A 17,574-nucleotide genomic window follows, 5' to 3' on the forward strand; every position below is an offset into this window, starting at 1 on the left:
CAAAAACTCCGATAGGTGAGGGGTGAGTTTACTTCAAACCAACGTAGGCACCCGGCGAGAAAAGCCGGGCCCTATTCCAACGTAGATGGTTTGAATGCATCCGGGAGGCGCCCTCGGCCCCAAAGCGCAAAAGAAGCGACGCCGCGGAATGCTAAATTCGGGAAGGATCGGCGGAATTGAAATTTCAGAACGTCGGAAGCAAACAGGGTGCGCAGGGTCGTGTGCGAACAAAGCCGTCGCGAAAGCGAGAGCTTGGATGCAGAGCAAGCAGCATGTCTGGACGCACGGGGAGAAGGTGACTGGTACCACAAGAGGATCGCGGCCGCACTCCGAACCGCAGACATGAGTGTGCCCGAGGTGCGGATGGCTCCAAGGAATCAAGACAACAGCCCAGAACGAGAGGGCCACTATCGATCCGACCACGCGTTTGCCCATCATCGCGAAAGCTTCCTTGATCTGTTCCGCCGGCTTCTTCTCGGGCTGGAGCAATCCAGGCACAGACCAACAAGCGTCAGTTCGTGCGATTCTACGGTGAAGCCTGGCGGCGCATAGGCAGCCAAGTCACCGGGACATCCCAGAATGTCCATCATCCGATCGCACGATCGGCAAAGAAAATGATGGTGATGCGTAAGGCCAGCAACTTCGTAGCGCGGGGGCGCTCCGGGAACCTCCACAGCCGTCAGTTTCTGGTCGGAGAGCAAATCTTTGATAGCTCTGTAAACTGTCGCGATTCCAATTTCAGGGATTTTGCGCCGGGCCAACTCGTGAATTTCCCGGGGTGCCAGGGGGCGGCCGGCCTCGCGAATCGCCTCGACGATGGCCGCCCTTTGCTGAGTACGACGTTGCATATTTATTGATATCCTATTGTCATTAATTTTTCAGGGCAAGCCTTTTGTGGCTTCGATGGATTTTGCAGAGGGGGAAATCCGAGCAACGGCTCAGCGCAGGGAAGCGCGAGGGAGTTAAACGTTTTGATTTTATAGCAAGTGAAACTGCCGCCTTGACAAATAATACTGATTTAACTAGCCATTACACAGTCCCCGCGGAGGGGCGCAACTGGTGCGCCCCTCTACCGGGCGGTAAAACGTGTGCAGGAGGAGAATAAGATGCAACTAACCCGGCGTGAAATGATCAAGGGCGGTGTGTCAACGCTGGCCGGAACCATCGCCGCTAGCGCGCTCGCAACCATGGGCCTTCCAGCCCACGCGCAGGAAAAGAAGGCGGACAAGAAACCGAAGATCAAGTGGCGCATGCAGACCTATGCCGGAGCAGCGCTCGGTGAACATGTGATCAAGCCGTCGATCGACGCATTCAACATCGCGGCGAACGGCGAAATGGTGATCGAGCTGTATTATGCGGACCAGATTGCGCCGCAGGGCGAGTTGGTCCGCGCCCTCCAACGAGGTATCCTCGATGCTGTACAGACCGATGAGGACTCCGCCCAGTCGCCGGTGGACATCTCGATCTTTGGGGCCTATTTCCCCTTCGCATCCCAGTTCTCGCTTGATGTGCCGACGCTGTGGAATTGGTACGGGCTCAATAAGATCTGGGAGGAGGCCTATGCGAAGGTCGACAACGTCACCTTCCTCAGCATGGGCTCATGGGATCCCTGCAATTTCGCGACCACCAAGCCGATACGCTCCTTGGAGGATTTCAAGGGCCTGCGGGTGTACATGTTCCCGACCGGTGGCCAGTTCATGAAACGCTTCGGTGTCGTCCCCGTCTCGTTGCCGTATGAAGACGTGCAGATGGCGATTCAAACGAAAGAATTGGACGGCGTTTGCTGGTCGGGCATTACGGAGGTTTACACGGTGGGTTGGGCGGACGTCACGAAGTACTATCTGACCAATCCCATTTCCGGCGCTTGGGCGGGAGCTTATCTGGTCAACACCAAGAGCTGGGAATCCCTTCCCGAGCACCTCCGCATGCTATTCAAGCTCTGCATCGATTACTCGCACTACTATCGTCTGCACTGGTACTGGTGGGGCGAAGCGCACTATCGCGTGAAGGGCGGCAAATTGGAATTGACCTCGCTGCCGGAATCCGAGTGGAGCAAGGTCCGGCAGGCGGCGTACGAGTTCTGGGATGAAGCGGCCCAAAAGAGCCCTACGACGGCGAAGGTGGTTGAGATCATCAAAGAGTACAACCAGATCATGGAGAAGGCCGGACCGCCGTATCGATGCGCCTGATCTTGTACGGGCAGACCGGGATCAACTCAAGGGTCGGGGGCTCCGAAGTCCGTTCAGCCGCGACAAACTTGCTGTCCGCAAGGTCGACGATTCAGTTCGGGTCCTTCGCCCTTGATGAGCCAACCGGCAGAGCCCGATGGGAATTAACTCCGGGCTGCGGATCCTATCGGATTCGCAGCCCGGCCTTTTTGTTCGCCGTGCGCGGTACGACGCAAATCGACTTGTGCGTCGGATCTGCTGATTGAGAGCCTGAGAATCGACATATGAGCATGACCTATCCCGAGCATCCGCCATCCCCTAAGGGTGTGAAGCGCATGCCGGCCGTGATCTGTTGGTACGTCCGAATCGTAGACGCCTTGGGGAAGGGTGCCGGAGTTGTTGCGATGTTCCTAACCTTCGTCCTGTTAGGGATCCTGGTGGAGTCTTCGATTGCGAGACTGCTTTTTGGAGTCTCGCACATCTGGAGCGTGGAAATGGCGATGTTTACGATGACGGCCTATTACCTCCTCGGTGGCGCTCTTTCTGAACAGGACAACTACCACGTTCGGATGGACTTGTTTTACAATCGGCTCTCGCCCCGTGGGAAGGCGATCATTGATAGCATCACCGGACTTTGCGTGATCTTTTATCTATTCTTTCTGTTTACGGGCGCGGTCAGCAATACGCACTGGGCCTGGACGCACAAGCAGGTGAATTTTTCCGCGTGGGCGCCGCCCATGACGCCGATCAAGGTCATCATGTCTGTGGGCATCGGGCTGATGCTGCTTCAGGTCATCGCAACGTTCTTTCGCGATCTGGCCCGCGCGCTCGGGAGGTCGATCGAATGAGCTACGAACAAATTGCCCTCTTCATGTTCACCACGATGCTCGCCCTTCTGGCGACCGGCCAGCGCTTTTTTGGCGTCATCGGATTTGTGGGCATCGCCTCGGCGTTGCTGCTCTGGGGCCCTCAAACCGCGTCCATGCCCTTTGATGCGGCGATCACCACATTGAACTGGTACCCCCTTCTCACGCTGCCCATGTTCATTTTCATGGGGTACATGTTCGCCGAAACGGGGATCGCCAGCGACCTATACCGCATGTTTTACGTCTGGTCCGGCCGCTTGCCCGGCGGCTTGGCAATCGGGACCATCGCAATGATGGTCCTGATCTCCGCTATCAATGGCTTGAGTGTGGCAGGTTTGGCGATTGGCGCGACCATCGCACTTCCGGAGATGTTGCGCCACGGCTATGACAAGCGGATGGTCACCGGAGTCATTCAGGCGGGCAGCACGCTAGGGATTATTGTTCCGCCGAGCGTCGTGCTGGTGTTGTACGGGATGATCGCCCGCGTTCCTGTCGGGCACCTGTGGTTTGCCGGCGTGTTGCCGGGGCTGCTCATGGCATTTCTCTTTATTCTCTACATTGTGATCCGTTGCTGGATCAATCCCAAGATGGGCCCGCCCATGTCGCGCGAGGAGCTCGCTGCCATCCCATGGGTAGAGCGGATCAAGCTCCTCCGCGCCGGCATCATCCCGATGCTCATTTTCGCGGTCATGGTTCTGCTCTTTCTGGGCGGCGTCACCAGCCTGGTCGAGTCTTCCGGGATCGGGATGCTCTCCACGATCCTCGCCGCCTGGGCACGAGGAAAACTCAAGTGGAAGACGCTCGTTGAGGTCACCCGGAAATCGTTGGGTGTCAGTTGCGTCTTTATGTGGATCATCCAATCGGCCCTGTTGTTTTCAACCGTGTTTGACGGATTGGGCGCCGGCAAGGCCCTGGAGAATCTGTTTGTCGGGCAATGGCACCTGCACCCGCTTGCAATAGTGGCGTTGATGCAGGCTAGTTTCCTTTTGATGGGAATTTTCCTCGATGATACGGCCATGCTGGTGATTGTGGCGCCGCTTTATGTGCCTTTGATTCGCAAGCTCGGATTCGACCCGGTCTGGTATGGCATCTTGTACACGATCACCTGTCAGGTCGCCTATCTGACGCCGCCGTTCGGCTACAACCTTTTCTTGATGCGCAGCATGGCGCCGCCGGAAATCACGCTGCGGGACATCTATATGTCCATCATACCGTTTGTTCTGGTGATGATTCTGGCCCTGATCATTATCCTGTTCGTGCCCGAAATCGCGACGGCGCTTCCGAAGTGGTATTTCAGCCGATGACCGGATCATCGGAGGTCTGATCGCAGGTCGTAGCCGCCGACCGCAGTCGAAAGAGATCGTCTGCCGTTAGCCTTGTGGAGGGGGCTCCGCACCCGACGGAACTAGACTTTGATTCGCCGACGTGGTCGGCCAGCCCGCTGCTGTTCGCGAGTCATGAGTCATGATCAGAGGACCCTGCTGGTTTATTCCTCAGCGGCTAATCAAATTTGAGCGGGTAAACCCGCCTACGACAGTATATGCGCCGCCTGCAGATGGGCGGCACACTTCGACAATGAACGTTCGATAGATTAAAACGCTTTGAGCGCCTAAATTTGCTCGAAATATCGAGCGCGTTCCCAATCGGTCACGGCGCTTTCGTAGGCGTCCATTTCGCTGTGGGCGGTATGAACGTAAAAATCAACCACAGCATCCCCGAGGACCGACCTGGCCAGTCGACTCTTGTCGAGGAGGTCGGCAGCTTCGCGAAGGGTTTTGGGAAGGGCTTTGAGATTCTTGTCGGTGTACGCGTTGCCCTGATACACCTCTCCACAATCGAGGTCTTCTTCGACGCCCGCCATTCCGGCAATGATCATCGCGGCAAAGGCAAGATACGGGTTTGCGTCGGCGCCGGGCATCCGGTTTTCGATTCGATAGGATGACCCGTGGCCGACCACACGGAACCCGGCCGTTCGATTGTCCATCGCCCAGACCATCTTCGTCGGCGCCCAGCTCATTGGCTGATAGCGTTTGTAGGCGTTGACAGTCGGCGCCATGAAATAGGACAGCTCCGGCGTGTACTTCAGCAAGCCTCCGAGGAACTGTCTGAAAAACTTTGAGCCTTCGTTTCGCTTGGAATCCCAGAAGAGGTTTTTTCCGTCCTTCCAGATGCTGATGTGGATGTGACAACTGCTGCCGGCCTCTTTGCTGTTGTATTTCGGCATAAAGGTGACGCACTTTCCATGCCGGGCCGCGATTTCCTTAACGCAGAGCTTGAGGATGATGTGTTTGTCGGCCATCGGCAGGGGATCATCATACAAAATATTCAATTCGTGTTGGCCGCATCCCCATTCGCCCTTAGTTGTTTCCACGGCGATTCCGGCCGATTCCAACATGAGGCGCATTTCGCGAAAAATCTCTTCGTCGCGCCCCGGCTGCAAAATGTGGTAGTCGATTCGGTATTCGCTAGAGGGGGCCAGCGCGGCGTATCCGCCCGCCTTGGCGCTTTGGTAAGTTTGGTTGAAGAGGAAAAATTCGAGTTCGCTCGCGGCCTTGCAGGATAGCGAATGGGACGCGAGCCGTTCGATTTGCCGGCGCAAAACCGAGCGCGGGGCTTCTTCAACCAATTTCCCGTCGTGATGGTAGAGGTCGCAGAGTACGAGGGCGGTTCCCGTCTGCCAGGGTAGCGGCCGCGCAGAAGCGGGGTCAGGAACCATCGAGAAATCACCGAAGCCCTTGTCCCAATTCGCCAACTTGAAACCATCGACAGGGTCCATTTCCATGTTGACGACCAGCAGGTAATTGCAGCCGTGGGTGCCGCCATCGAGGATGTGTTCGAGGAAGTAATGACCCGTGGCGCGCTTGCCCATCAAACGCCCCAGCACGTCAGGGAAGGCAACGGCGACGGTGTCGATTTCGCCGCTCTCGATCTTTTTTTTCAGCCAGCCGATGGGATCAGATGCGGATTTCTTCATGACTTCAGTATCAAAGTGAAATATAGACGTTTTTCAGTTCCGTATACCCCTCCATGGCGGCCATGCCGAGGTCGCGGCCGATGCCGCTTCGTTTGAACCCGCCGAATGGGGCCTCCACGTGAACACTTGAGTGACAGTTCACGCTCAAGACGCCGCTTTCAACGCGTTTCGCGACGCGGATGGCGCGTTTGAGATCATTCGTCCAAAGCGAGCCGCTGAGTCCATAATAGGACTCATTGACCTCGCGGAGCATCGTTTCCTCGTCATCGAACGGCCTTACGCAGACCACGGGGCCAAACACCTCCTCTCGCCAGATTTCATCCGTGGTCTCGCAACCCAGTACGAGCGCAGGACTCAAGTAATATCCCTTTTCGTAAGGGCGATCTCCGCCGCAGGCAATCGATCGGCCAGCGGACCGCGCACGCTTTAGGAAGCCCTCAACGGATTCTCGCTGGTTCGCCGAGACCATCGGTCCCACCTGGGTTTCGGGTTTCGATGGATCGCCTACGGCAATACGCCGCGTGGCCGCTATGAATTTATGGACAAACTCATCAAAGACTTTTCGTTCGACGAAAATTCGGCTTCGTGCGCAGCAATCCTGTCCGCAATTGGCAAAAACGCTCATCGGCGAGGTCGAGGCCGCCTGATCCAGGTCCGCATCCGCAAAAATGATGTTCGGAGATTTGCCCCCCAGCTCGAGCGACACGCGCTTGATGTCCGGGGCAGACATCTGCAGGATTCGCGCCCCCACCTCCGTGGAGCCGGTGAACGAAATCTTCCGCACCAGCGGATGCTGAACCAATGCTTCGCCCAGCCTCGCGCCGGGACCGGCGATGACCTGCAAAACGCCCGGAGGCAAGCCTGCCTCAAGGGCCAGCGCGCCGAGCCGGAGCGCGGTAACCGGTGAAAGGGTGGCCGGCTTGAGTACAACCGCATTCCCTGCCGCGAGGGCGGGAGCGACCTTCCACGCGGTGATGGGGAATGGGAAGTTCCAAGGAACGATGGCCGCCACGACGCCCATCGGCTGGCGCAGGGTGAAGTCAAAACCGCCTCGGGCCACCGGAATGGTCTGGCCATAGAAGAGAGCGATCGCGCCAGCGTAATACTCGAAAATTCTCGCGCCCAGAAGGACCTCGTCACGAGAGTCGGAGATGGGCTTTCCAATATTCCGAGTCTCGAGTTGCGCCAACTCTTCCGCGTTCTCCCGGATCAATCGGGCGATGCGGAAGAGAATTTCAGCCCGTTTGCCGGGCGCGAGGTCTCGCCACCCCGCCTCAAACGCACGCTGGGCTCCGCGGACCGCGCGATCTACATCGGAAACCTCCGCAGCGGCGATCTCGCACCAGGTTTCCTCGGTTGCGGGATTCGTGAGCGGTGTAACTGCCCCTTTTTCGCCATCGACGAACTGGCCGTCGATGATCAATCGTGTTTCACATGGCTTGCTCATAGAGTTTGCGAAGATCCTCTCGAGTTACCGGTACTGGATTGGTCAGGTGGCATGAATCGGCAAAAGCCTGGTCCGCGAGCTCGTCCAATTGGCTCTCCTGCACGCCCTGTGCGCGCAACCCGCCGCCGAGCCCAATGTCCTCCAGCAAGCCCCGGATGCGGTCAATCACCGCGGAGTCGGACGGTTGGGGCAAATCCAGCGCGATCCCGACTCGGCGGTACAGGCCGGGTTTGCGCCGGGCGTTGAAGGCCATCACGTGGGGCAGGCAAAGGGCGTTGGCGGTGCCGTGGTGCAGCCCGCAAAGGCTCGAGAGAGGATGCGCCAGGGCATGGGTCGCGCCCAGATCCTTCTGGAAGGCAATCCCGCCCATCATCGCCGCCACCAACATTTCGCCTCGCGCCTCGATATCGGCGCCATTCTTCACCGCGCGGGGAAGAGCGTTGTGGATGATTCGAATCCCTTCCAGCGCGATGCCATCGCAGAGGGGGTGATACACCGGAGATGTGAATGATTCGATGCAATGCGTTAGAGCATCCGCGCCTGTCGCTGCCGTAAGCCGCGGCGGCAGACCGACAGTCAGTTCCGGGTCCAGGATGGCCAGACTGGCCAGCAGCGAAGGATGGAAGATGACTACCTTTTTGCCGTTAAGGATGATCACAGAACTCCGGCCGACCTCGCTGCCTGTACCTGCCGTAGTCGGAATGGTCACGCACGGCGGAAGCCCGCTCCAATCCGCATTAAAATCGAATTCGGAGAGAGTTTTGTCGGGACGCTTAATTCGCAATCGTATCACCTTCCCAACATCGAGCGCACTTCCGCCTCCGAGCGCAATCACTCCGTCACAGCGATGGTCCCGATACGCGGCAAAAGCGGCCTCCACATCGGATTCGGCGGGATTCGGTTGAACGCCGCTGAACACGGGATAGCGGCCCCGATTAATTTCGTCGAATCTTCGATAGGCCTCCGTTCGAATCAAGCCTGCGTCAGTAACCACAAGAGGCTGGCGCATCCCGAGGCGCTCCAGGCGCGCCGGAAGCTCCAGTAGGGCGCCAGGTCCGAAGAGAATCGATGTGGGAAAAGAAAACGATGCTTTCATGAAGAGAATTTCCTACACAGATTGGCGAAATTTTTCAGGATTTTCGGTCCTTCTGGGGTGGGCCGAAGCTCGGACAGCCGTTCATCGATGTCGAAGTCGCATCGATCCCGCCACGTCTGCCGACGGGGCTCCCAGATGAAGCGGAGGATATCTGGGTCATGCTCGGGATGGAATTGAACTCCTCGCAGAACATCGCCGTAACGGAAAGCCTGAATGGGAGTTTGGCGTCCGCTCGCAAGAAGCGTTGCGCCCGCGGGCATTGTTTGAACCGAGTCTTGATGGCTCTCCATGGCTTCAAATGAGAGGGGGACGCCCTCGAATAATGGATCGAGCCGCCCCTCGGGTGTCAATTCGATGGTGGTGTTTCCGAGTTCGACGCCGGCCGGATCGCGCCCGACCTTTGCTCCGAGGGCGACGCCGAGCAGTTGGTGACCATAGCAGACCCCCAAGAATGGAATTCGAGCCTGTTCGCAACGCAAAATCACGTCCACCAAGCGCTCGTTGAAGCGGTCGCGCGCCCAAGCGTCTCGTGGCGAGCCGCTGATAATGACGCCCGCCGTGCTCGGTCTGAATACGGCCTCGGCCACATCCTCTCCGGCGGGCACGACGACCGGCTCGAGTTCCGGCAGGCCGCGCAAAAACCGTGCAAACCATTCTCCAACATTGCGCAACGGATGAGGGTTCGGGTAAGCAGGTGACCATTCGACAGCATCAATAATGATGATGGTGCGTCGAGTCGGTGACGGCATAGGGCGCGGACTGTATCAAAATTTTTTCCCGTCGCAAGAATCTGAAAGTGACAAGCGGTTCCGACACACCGCGTCGTAAACTAAATAGAGCAAGAATATGTGCTCACCTCGGCTCAGGTGCCGCCATCATGTAGGAACCTAGATTTTGACCATGAGAAAGCATCAACGCTGGCTAATCGGCCACCTCGGCGTTGATGGCCGTTTAGATACGGGGTAGATTTTTCTTGTGATCGTTGAAACCAGCGTCTTCGACATCTTCAAAATCGGGATTGGGCCATCGTCGTCCCATACGATGGGACCCATGCGCTGCGCTCAGCTTTTCCTCGAGGCGCTTTCGAAAAATGGCGCGCCGTCCAGAATCCGCGTTCGCCTGCACGGTTCACTAGGCGCGACAGGCCGAGGGCATGCCACCGACCGTGCGCTTGCCCGCGTGTTACCGGCGGATGTGTTTCAGCCGGATCGGGATATTGAATGGTTGCCGGATACTCCGAATCTGCCTCATCCGAATACGTTGGACCTCATCGCTCAAGACGCTGAAGGGCGTACCCTTCTGGAACAGCGCTATGTCTCCGTCGGCGGTGGGCTGGTTGAACAGGTGATGCCGGATGGATCGCGTGTCCGAGATTATCCGTTTGTGCCAGCGAGGCCAGTGTTCCGCGTGAGTTCCGCCGCGGAAATTTTGCAGATTTGCGCCGAAAAGGGATTGAAATGGTCGGACATTCAACTCGCGAATGAGGCGCTTTCTCGTGAAGAGGTTTTCGCGAAACTCGAGACTATCTGGAAAACCATGCGGGAGTGCATTCAGCGAGGCATTTCGACCGAGGGGCTCCTGCCGGGCCCGCTCAATGTGCGGCGGCGCGCGCCCGCCGCCTACCGGCGGTTACTTGAGCAGGCCGGGTCCTCGGTCCCGCTTCGTGATCCCATGGAATTGCGCGTGCACGCCTACGCGCTCGCCGTGAATGAAGAGAATGCGGCAGGCGGTACAGTCGTTACGGCGCCCACCAATGGCGCAGCGGGTGTTGTGCCCGCTTCCTTTGCGGCCTGCCAGGATGCCTATGGGTTCACCAGTGAACAAATCGCCCGGGGTCTCTTGACGGCGGCGCTGATCGCTGGGTTGATCAAACTCCACGCTTCGCTGTCCGGCGCCGAGATGGGTTGCCAGGGCGAGGTAGGCTCGGCCTCGGCCATGGCGGCAGGCGGCTTGACGGAAATGTTCGGCGGAACCCCGGCTCAGGTGGAAATGGCCGCCGAGATCGCGCTCGAACACCACCTCGGGATGACCTGCGACCCTGTAGGGGGCCTCGTCCAGATTCCGTGTATCGAACGAAATGTGATGGGCGCCGTAAAGGCCCTCCATGCGGCGACTTTGTCGCTGAATAGCGATGGCACTCACCGTATCTCGCTCGACCAGGCGATCGCGGCGATGCGCGAGATCGGCCTGAACATGCACGCGCGGTACAAGGAGACGGCTCAGGGCGGCCTTGCCAAGGTCCTCGTTGACGAGTCGCATGTGAAGTGCTGAAGCCGATCCGAGCATTCCTAGCTCGAACAAAACCGCGACCTTTCGCGGGCAGGCGATCGTGATTTCACGATGGCCGGGCATGAAGCCGGAACAAAATCCCGCCCCAAGAACGCTCGCTGTTTATTCCAGCCTCGTTAGCCGAATTTGGCGGAGCGCCACTCGGCCTTCCCCGCGATAATCAAACGCCAGCAGGAAGGGCTGATTTGATGGAACGCGGACCGTGAAGGATGTGGTCGGATCCTGACGCATTTCGGCTCGCCCGATTTCCTGCCCTTCCGGACAGGCTGCGATCCAGATGCCCCCGATTCCCGAGAGATTCGAGTCCGTCTCAGACTCGATTCGCACCTCGTAATGCCCCGGCGCCAGGGGCAGCTTCGGTCCGTAAAAGACGATGCCGCGCCGGTCGCGCTCCGGAATAAAGACCACGCTGCCAGACTGCACGTCAATGTGTCCGGCGTGAAAGAAGATGGGCGCGGGAAGGGTAAGCGATTCGCCGGGTTCGAGCAGCTTCCACGAGCCGGCGGTGAGGAGCAGCGTATCGACGTCGACTCTCCCCTCGGCTGCGTCGAGAGAGGCGGAAATGAGGGCCGCGCCTTCAAACTGTCCCGCGTCCACTTCGATCCACCTCCACGCTGGCCAGTCGACGGAGGCGTCCACGCTCCCGATAGACGAGCCCCCGATCAGGCGGTCGATTCGCAAAATGCCGTGGCCACGGCATCGGATCAGCCATCTCATCTCGGGAAGATGGCGAGTTGAGATTGGCGAAATGTCGATGCGGTGATCTGCCTCCAGGATCGCGAATGCTTTGTTTGACGCATCGGGATCATTTTCGGTCGGGGCTGTCGACGGCTGTTGACGCTCGGCTTCGATCCGACGCGCCGGGAAATGGATCGACCAATCAGGGAGGGTGATGGATCGAACTTCTGCTGTAGGCAGAATACGAAATGCCCAAACTGGACCATCCTGCTCAAGCAATTCCAGCCGGGGATGGGTCAACAGGGCTTGGAGGGCCGTTGTCACCGGGAAGGGCGCCACTTTTTCCGGATACATGTCTTCATGCAGAAGGATGTAACCAATTCCTCGGCTGATCAGGTGATCCAACTGCTCGTCCGTCGCGTGTCCGAGGTTGAGGGAGCGGTATCGCTCAAAAACGTCTCGGACATAATCCTGCGGCACAAACGGGCGATACCCGTTGATCATGCGTATTCGATATAACGACGCATAATATTGGTATACGGAGGCGTAATGCGAATCGCCCGGCCATATGGGCAAAATGATCGCGCGAGGTTTTCGAGCGCGGCTCTCTGCATCCGCCGCAACGGACGCATAGGCCCCGTTCCGATGGTCAACCAGGCTCAATAGCGGCTTGGTCTGGAAGTAATATTCAATTGCAAGCCCGGCCGCGATGGCCGCGATGACCCAACGAAATTTTTGCCTAAATGAATCCCAGCCGAGCTGAAGTACAGCCGCGATGCCGACCGCCATCAACGAAGGCAGCAGCAGGTAAATCTTCGCCGGCTGGCGGATCATCTTGTAACCCGGGATGAATTTCCGTGCCGCGGTGAAGAAGCGGCCCTCCCACGGGCTGAAAGGTCCGAGGGCCAGCAAAATGATGCCCGTGATACCAAGTGCGATGAGAACCATGAGGACCGCTCTTCGAATTGATTCCGCATCGCGCTTACGAAACGCGGTCCAAATGGCCACACCGACGCCAAGGGCGAGAACCGCTGTCGCTAGATAGCCAAAATAAATGTGGCTTGAGACGACCAAATCCTGCCACGACCAAAGTCCTTCGGCCTTAGGCGAGAACAGAGCGACCTCCTGGATTCGTCGGCCTCCCGCCGCTTGCGTTTGCTGAATGTGCCGCGTTCCCAGTTTGGTCTGCGCGAGCGCGACGAGAGCCAGCAATGCAACGGGAACCAGCGCCAGAACAAGCTTCCGCCACTCCGGAAAACTCCGCCATGCGAAACCGGGCCGTTGCGTAAACGCGACCAAGCACCAACAGGGAGTGATCCACACGCTGAAGAAAATGGCGTGGGTGTCCGTGGTTCCTGCGAACAAAATGGCGAGCCCCGCCAGCCAGCCTCCGACCGATCGGCTTTCCCGTACGGCGATGTCCAATCCGTACAGCAGCATCGGGATAAAGCTCATGCCCAACCCGGCGGGGCTGCCCCCAAACAGTTGAATCCACATGTAGGGCAGTAGGAGTGGCATAAGCGCGGCCGTCAGCGCGATTCCGTCGGAAGCCGTATACCGGCGGGCGAGCCGCCACGTGAAAAAGCAAGCCACCCACAGGGCGAGAAAGCAGGTAGCATTCCAAGCGACGGCGCGATTTCCGAGTCCGTAGAAAATCGAAAAGGCCAGCGAGTAGGGCACATAATATGAGCCCGGTCTCCACCGCTGCGCGTCATCCCCCGTGTTGAACTCGTAGACATTGTAAAAAAAGGGCGTCTGCCCGGCGAGGAAATCGCTGAACAACCACATGTAGTAAAGGAATTGCAGGTGATCGCCGGGAAACATGTGGACGATCTGATGATCCAGATTGTGCCGCTTCATCGCGCCCGCCGGAATCGCGTCGCCGAAGTATTCGGGTAGCGGCCACGAGATGGCGGCCCACACGAGAGCGGTGAGCAGCAAAGACGCGAAAAGGGTTTTCAAGGTGTTCATTGATCGATCCAATCAGTAATAATTCCGTCGCCCTCTGCCGGTCTCACGTATACTTCGATTTCAGCAACCGTCCAATTTCGATTGGTTTGCGGCTCCGCGATTTCGATGCGGATTCCCGTGGCGCGTACGCGATGTAAAGGAATCGACTGCACGGCGCGTCCATACCGGGGCCGGCCCCAAACCAATTCGAACTTGTCAAGCCGGGCGGGCACGATGGTCTCGTTTCCCTCCCGCGAATCGGGCGCTAGGCAAAGGATGCGATATGCAAATGGGATATCATTCCTATGGCGTCCTTGAACTAAGACAAGTCGACTGAGCTCAAAAGGCCGGCCCCATTCGACAGCCAGGCACTCGTCTCCCTTCATCAGATGGGGCGTGGTCCACTCTGTTGAGAGGTCACCATCAACCAGCTCAAAAGCGGACTCTGAGCTCGCGCTAGCGTGGACCCGTATTCGGCGCGAATTGATTTTCCGTTCGGCCGGGTCATATCCGCCGCCGTGGAAATCATAATAAATTCGAAATTCCCCTGCCGTTGCGATTTGAGAAGTGACTCCATGCAGATTTAGATGTCGTTCAAACACTTCCGGTTTCAAAAATCGGATCCGATCGGTCAACACATAGGCCAGCGGCTGGCCATCCCAGACCTGCTCCACATAAGGAATTGGCCAGTTGGGAAAACGTTCATTCTGAGGTTGGGCGCACGGGATCTCGCCGCCGGACTGCCAGTGGATTCGATACGCGGCTCCAAAGGAGGCAACAGCGCGTCGAATGCCGAGTTCGCGCAAGGTGTTGAGCGCGGGGACGAGGTCAGGGATGGAAGCGCGTTCAGCGGGAAATGTCGGATGCTGCCAGATCCGATTAAGGCGAATGGCCCCTGCTGCATTCGATGTGGTTAGCGCTAGAGCAGCTAATACAACTATTAGCCGCATGCGACGCGTCCGAGCGACGACCTCGCCGACCAGATAAGGGAACATCGTCGCCGCCGGTAACAGATAACGGAAACTGCTGCTCGTTGCCCGTTCAGACGCCGCAAATATAGCGAGATTTGCCGCGAACACGAGCCACGGCAAGTCGCGGGCGCTCAGCCCTTCTCTTCCGGCGCCATGCGTTCGAAGCGCAGAGCGGATCCGCAATGCCGGGAAAAGCAGTAGGAGTAACGCGAGGGCTGGCCCATGGGTGCGCGCAAGCCAATCGTGGCCTCCGGAGAGGACCGGCTGGTCTGGGAACGGGCACAGGCGCCATCCGAGCGCCGCAGGTAGCGTGTGGGACAAAGTCGGTTCCCAGATCCATTTCAGGGCGCTGGACCAGGAACGCTTCTGTTCAACCGCTTGGTGCGCGCCCGGCTGCGTCCATTTGGCGGCTGCATAAGGGATCAGTCCTACGCACAAACCCAGTACAAAAGCGCAAATGGCGCCGGCCAGTCGACGGAGCGGTACGCGGAGAAAGGCCACTACGGCGGACGGAGCCACATAGACCGCAAACAATTGATGAGCCGAAAAGCCGATCCCGCCAAGAAGTCCCATCATGGCGCACCCCAGCCTGGGCATCCGCTCCGCGAGCAGCCCGAGCGCGATCACGCTGAAGCCGGCTGCCATTAGAAAGGCATAGCCAGGCATGCAATACATGCTTTGCACCATCAGCACGTAGGGGGAGGGCACCAGAATCAGCAGCAAGGCGGCGGCGCGAGAATGCAGGTCGGGCAAGAGTCGGACAGCGAGCCACACGCTCACCGCGAGACCCACAGTTTGAAGGGCGAGCAGGGGAATTCGGGCGCCTTGGGCGTCGGGCGTCAGCAAATGCGCGAACGGGGCGATGAGATAGGATTCCACCGGGAAAAGATAGGGCTGCGCATGGAACAACAGCGGTCGCGCACCCTCCCGGATCTCACGCGCCATTAATGCGGAGATGCTTTCATCAGAACTCGGTTGGAGCACGCGAAGACTGATCGACGCGTTGACAAAACGCAAGTAGCCGCCTGCCCCTGCCGCGAGAAGAAGCAGGGCGGCATAGGCGGCAAACGTCTTGCGCGGGCAGCTCCATATCGCGCGGAGTCCCCTATGATGGAAGTAATCGAAGGCCACCGCGTTTGCAGTTTACGCTCCGCGATCGCCTTGCACAATTTTCAAAGCCTTTGTTCGGCAGACGTCGGCTCGGCGGGCGTCCCGCTGATTTGTATCCAGGAGATCGGTTGCCGGCCGGGCAACGAAATGACCCAATTTTCCGATCCGGACTCGGATCGGGTGGTCACCAGCCGATACTGCTCCAGAGAGCCGTTCACGTGAGTTACGAGCATGTAACTGTCATCCGGGTTGTTTGGATCGAGAGCGATCGACAGATCCGGCGAGCGGCCAAGCCCGGTGAAATGGATGACCGCGTGGCCGCGCGGTCCCGGTTGCGCGTGGTAGGCAAACGGAACCGGGACATCGAAAACCCCGTGATTCTTAAACTGGCCCACCCACAAATTTCCACTGAGCACGACGGTTCGCGAGATCTGGGTTTTGTAAATTTGACCCGACTGAGTCCTCAATAGAACCGCGCTGAGAGCGAATTCATAGCCGGGTTCGTCAAATCGCAGGCTGTTCGGGTCGAGCGCGACAAACCGGACGTGCATGATCGGGTCGACCACGTCGTCGCGGCTGTGGATCAAGATCGCGCGCGAATCGGCAGCAAGCATGGGCACGCGCCGTGTCAGCTCATCAAACGCCAGGGCGTCGTCCAAGTGGGCGTCTGAGAAGCCGCCTAAATCCAATAGCGGCCTTAGAAAGTCGGGCGCTGCAGGCGGCACTTTGCGAATCGCCCCCTCGGATTGGCAAACCGCGCGCTGCATCCGGTCCAAGTGGGTGGGGAAGGCCGCGTCCGGAATGAATTGCAGCACCTTGCCTTGGCCGTCTGACGTAACCACGAGTCGTCCTCCCGCTCCATCCCATGCCACCGACTCAATTGGGCCGAGTTTCTCGGCAATGACATCAACACGGTCAGCCTCGGGGTCGACCAGACTCAGACGGCCTTTTTCCTCCGCCACGACAATCCGTCCATCCGGGAGCACGCAGACGCCTTCCGGAGATTGAAAGGTCATCCGACTGGCTCCTTCGCGGAGATGACGGGCCCGCAAATCGATCCATCCGAGGGTCCCGTTGACCTCGTCTGTGTAAATGGCGAATGATCCATCTTTTGAGAACGCGATTGAGGAAAAACCCGCCATTGGCCGCATGACGGGCACCCACCAGCGACCTTGAAGGTCACGATAAACCAACGCTCCGCTGAAAAACCCGCCAGATCCGGCCGACTCTGCGGATGAGCCTGCCAGCAAGAGCTCCCCGGTATCTCGCACGGCGATGGATTCCCATTGGATGTTGGTGTTATTTCCGGGTACGGAAATGATTTCCACCGCCCCCGGTTTCCCTTGTTCGTCCATTTGGATCGCGATCACCCGTCCACCGGGCCTGTCCTCGACAACGTACAGGCGGCCCTGGCCGTCCATGGCCAAGCCCTCCGGATTGCGGATCGCCGCGATCCTTCGGGGGGAGCCACGGGAGGAATCAACCAGTCGAGTGGTCGTTTCGATGACCGTCCTCACTCGCCCGCGTCGATTGATCATCACGATTCGATTGGCCGCCTCGTCCGCGACGTATAGTGCGCCCGTACGCGGGTCGATTGCTACTCCATCCGGGCTCTTCAGTCCCTCGGCGGTCACCAGGGTACGGAATGTGGGCACGGGCAGCGCCGGACGCGGTGGAGGGGCCACAGAAGCCCGCGTGACAATCCCCGTCACCACTTGCACCTCGGCGTCACGGGCAACGGCCTCCATTTCAGCGGCCATTTCCTCAACAGCCTGTTCAAGCTCCTTCGACTTAATGCTGGCCAATCTCGGCAAAACTTCTGGCGCAAGGGCGTCGGGAATCACGACCCGGGCTGGCGTGCGCGGACGTCCACCGCGAGCTATTTTGTTGTATTCCTCGGACAGTTGAGGACCCGCAATGACGAACAGCAACCCCACCACAGCCAGCGGCAGCGCAAAAAGCCCCGCGGTCGACCAGAAATCCGGATCCCGCAGGAATTCGAATCGTTTCTTCCCAGCCATAGTG

Annotated in this window: 12 protein-coding genes; 4 read left to right on the plus strand and 8 right to left on the minus strand. The window is 58.6% G+C overall.

Going from position 1 to position 17,574, the window contains the following annotated elements:
* Positions 1-434: 434 nt before the first annotated feature.
* Positions 435-848, minus strand: coding sequence for a transcriptional repressor (locus NZ740_04875; protein MCS6771341.1), 414 nt, complete (start codon positions 846-848; stop codon positions 435-437).
* A 339-nt stretch (positions 849-1,187) separates the two neighbouring features.
* On the opposite strand from NZ740_04875, the gene NZ740_04880 reads away from it, so the two are divergent.
* From NZ740_04880 to NZ740_04890, 3 genes are all read left to right on the plus strand, one after another.
* Positions 1,188-2,189 (plus strand): TRAP transporter substrate-binding protein, encoded by a 1,002-nt coding sequence (locus NZ740_04880; GenBank protein ID MCS6771342.1) that lies wholly within the window; start codon positions 1,188-1,190, stop codon positions 2,187-2,189.
* A gap of 263 nt (positions 2,190-2,452) precedes the next feature.
* Positions 2,453-3,016: a TRAP transporter small permease subunit gene (locus tag NZ740_04885; GenBank protein MCS6771343.1), complete on the plus strand. Its 564-nt coding sequence runs from the start codon at positions 2,453-2,455 to the stop codon at positions 3,014-3,016.
* Positions 3,013-4,338 (plus strand): TRAP transporter large permease subunit, encoded by a 1,326-nt coding sequence (locus NZ740_04890; GenBank protein ID MCS6771344.1) that lies wholly within the window; start codon positions 3,013-3,015, stop codon positions 4,336-4,338. The genes NZ740_04885 and NZ740_04890 overlap by 4 nt, the downstream gene beginning before the upstream one ends.
* A gap of 305 nt (positions 4,339-4,643) precedes the next feature.
* Here NZ740_04890 and NZ740_04895 read toward each other — a convergent pair whose 3' ends face one another.
* Genes NZ740_04895 through NZ740_04910 form a run of 4 tightly spaced genes read right to left on the minus strand, consistent with a single transcriptional unit; the run spans position 4,644 to position 9,300 of the window.
* A complete protein-coding gene (locus NZ740_04895) occupies positions 4,644-6,008 on the minus strand; it encodes a glutamine synthetase family protein (protein MCS6771345.1) in 1,365 nt (454 codons plus the stop codon).
* Positions 6,009-6,018: 10 nt separating this feature from the next.
* Complete coding sequence (locus tag NZ740_04900) at positions 6,019-7,455, minus strand: aldehyde dehydrogenase family protein (GenBank protein MCS6771346.1); 1,437 nt, start codon at positions 7,453-7,455, stop codon at positions 6,019-6,021.
* A complete protein-coding gene (locus NZ740_04905; protein MCS6771347.1) occupies positions 7,439-8,551 on the minus strand; it encodes an iron-containing alcohol dehydrogenase in 1,113 nt (370 codons plus the stop codon). Before NZ740_04905 ends, NZ740_04900 begins: the two co-directional genes overlap by 17 nt.
* A complete protein-coding gene (locus NZ740_04910; GenBank protein ID MCS6771348.1) occupies positions 8,548-9,300 on the minus strand; it encodes a gamma-glutamyl-gamma-aminobutyrate hydrolase family protein in 753 nt (250 codons plus the stop codon). The genes NZ740_04905 and NZ740_04910 overlap by 4 nt, the downstream gene beginning before the upstream one ends.
* Before the next feature lie 226 nt (positions 9,301-9,526).
* Here NZ740_04910 and NZ740_04915 point away from each other — a divergent pair, with 226 nt between their 5' ends.
* Positions 9,527-10,822, plus strand: coding sequence for an L-serine ammonia-lyase (locus NZ740_04915; protein MCS6771349.1), 1,296 nt, complete (start codon positions 9,527-9,529; stop codon positions 10,820-10,822).
* A 120-nt stretch (positions 10,823-10,942) separates the two neighbouring features.
* On the opposite strand, the gene NZ740_04920 is transcribed toward NZ740_04915, so the two are convergent.
* From NZ740_04920 to NZ740_04930, 3 genes are read right to left on the minus strand one after another with little or no spacing between them, the layout of a single operon-like run.
* Positions 10,943-13,489, minus strand: a complete 2,547-nt coding sequence (locus tag NZ740_04920; protein ID MCS6771350.1) for a hypothetical protein — start codon at positions 13,487-13,489, stop codon at positions 10,943-10,945.
* Positions 13,486-15,570: a hypothetical protein gene (locus tag NZ740_04925; protein MCS6771351.1), complete on the minus strand. Its 2,085-nt coding sequence runs from the start codon at positions 15,568-15,570 to the stop codon at positions 13,486-13,488. Before NZ740_04925 ends, NZ740_04920 begins: the two co-directional genes overlap by 4 nt.
* A 41-nt stretch (positions 15,571-15,611) precedes the next feature.
* Positions 15,612-17,570 (minus strand): SdiA-regulated domain-containing protein, encoded by a 1,959-nt coding sequence (locus tag NZ740_04930; GenBank protein ID MCS6771352.1) that lies wholly within the window; start codon positions 17,568-17,570, stop codon positions 15,612-15,614.
* Between the last annotated feature and the right edge of the window lie 4 nt (positions 17,571-17,574).

Source organism: Kiritimatiellia bacterium (genome assembly GCA_025054615.1).
In the GTDB taxonomy this organism is placed as follows: Bacteria; Verrucomicrobiota; Kiritimatiellia; order CAIVKH01; family CAIVKH01; genus JANWZO01.

What these genes read in the sequence shown, in the direction of transcription:
- NZ740_04880 (MCS6771342.1), top strand. Translation starts at nt 1,188, where the DNA reads ATGGGCCTTCCAGCCCACGCGCAGGAAAAGAAGGCGGACAAGAAACCG.
- NZ740_04875 (MCS6771341.1), bottom strand. Translation starts at nt 848, where the DNA reads ATGCAACGTCGTACTCAGCAAAGGGCGGCCATCGTCGAGGCGATTCGC.
- NZ740_04910 (MCS6771348.1), bottom strand. Translation starts at nt 9,300, where the DNA reads ATGCCGTCACCGACTCGACGCACCATCATCATTATTGATGCTGTCGAA.
- NZ740_04890 (MCS6771344.1), top strand. Translation starts at nt 3,013, where the DNA reads ATGAGCTACGAACAAATTGCCCTCTTCATGTTCACCACGATGCTCGCC.
- NZ740_04900 (MCS6771346.1), bottom strand. Translation starts at nt 7,455, where the DNA reads ATGAGCAAGCCATGTGAAACACGATTGATCATCGACGGCCAGTTCGTC.
- NZ740_04905 (MCS6771347.1), bottom strand. Translation starts at nt 8,551, where the DNA reads ATGAAAGCATCGTTTTCTTTTCCCACATCGATTCTCTTCGGACCTGGC.
- NZ740_04895 (MCS6771345.1), bottom strand. Translation starts at nt 6,008, where the DNA reads ATGAAGAAATCCGCATCTGATCCCATCGGCTGGCTGAAAAAAAAGATC.
- NZ740_04930 (MCS6771352.1), bottom strand. Translation starts at nt 17,570, where the DNA reads ATGGCTGGGAAGAAACGATTCGAATTCCTGCGGGATCCGGATTTCTGG.
- NZ740_04920 (MCS6771350.1), bottom strand. Translation starts at nt 13,489, where the DNA reads ATGAACACCTTGAAAACCCTTTTCGCGTCTTTGCTGCTCACCGCTCTC.
- NZ740_04885 (MCS6771343.1), top strand. Translation starts at nt 2,453, where the DNA reads ATGAGCATGACCTATCCCGAGCATCCGCCATCCCCTAAGGGTGTGAAG.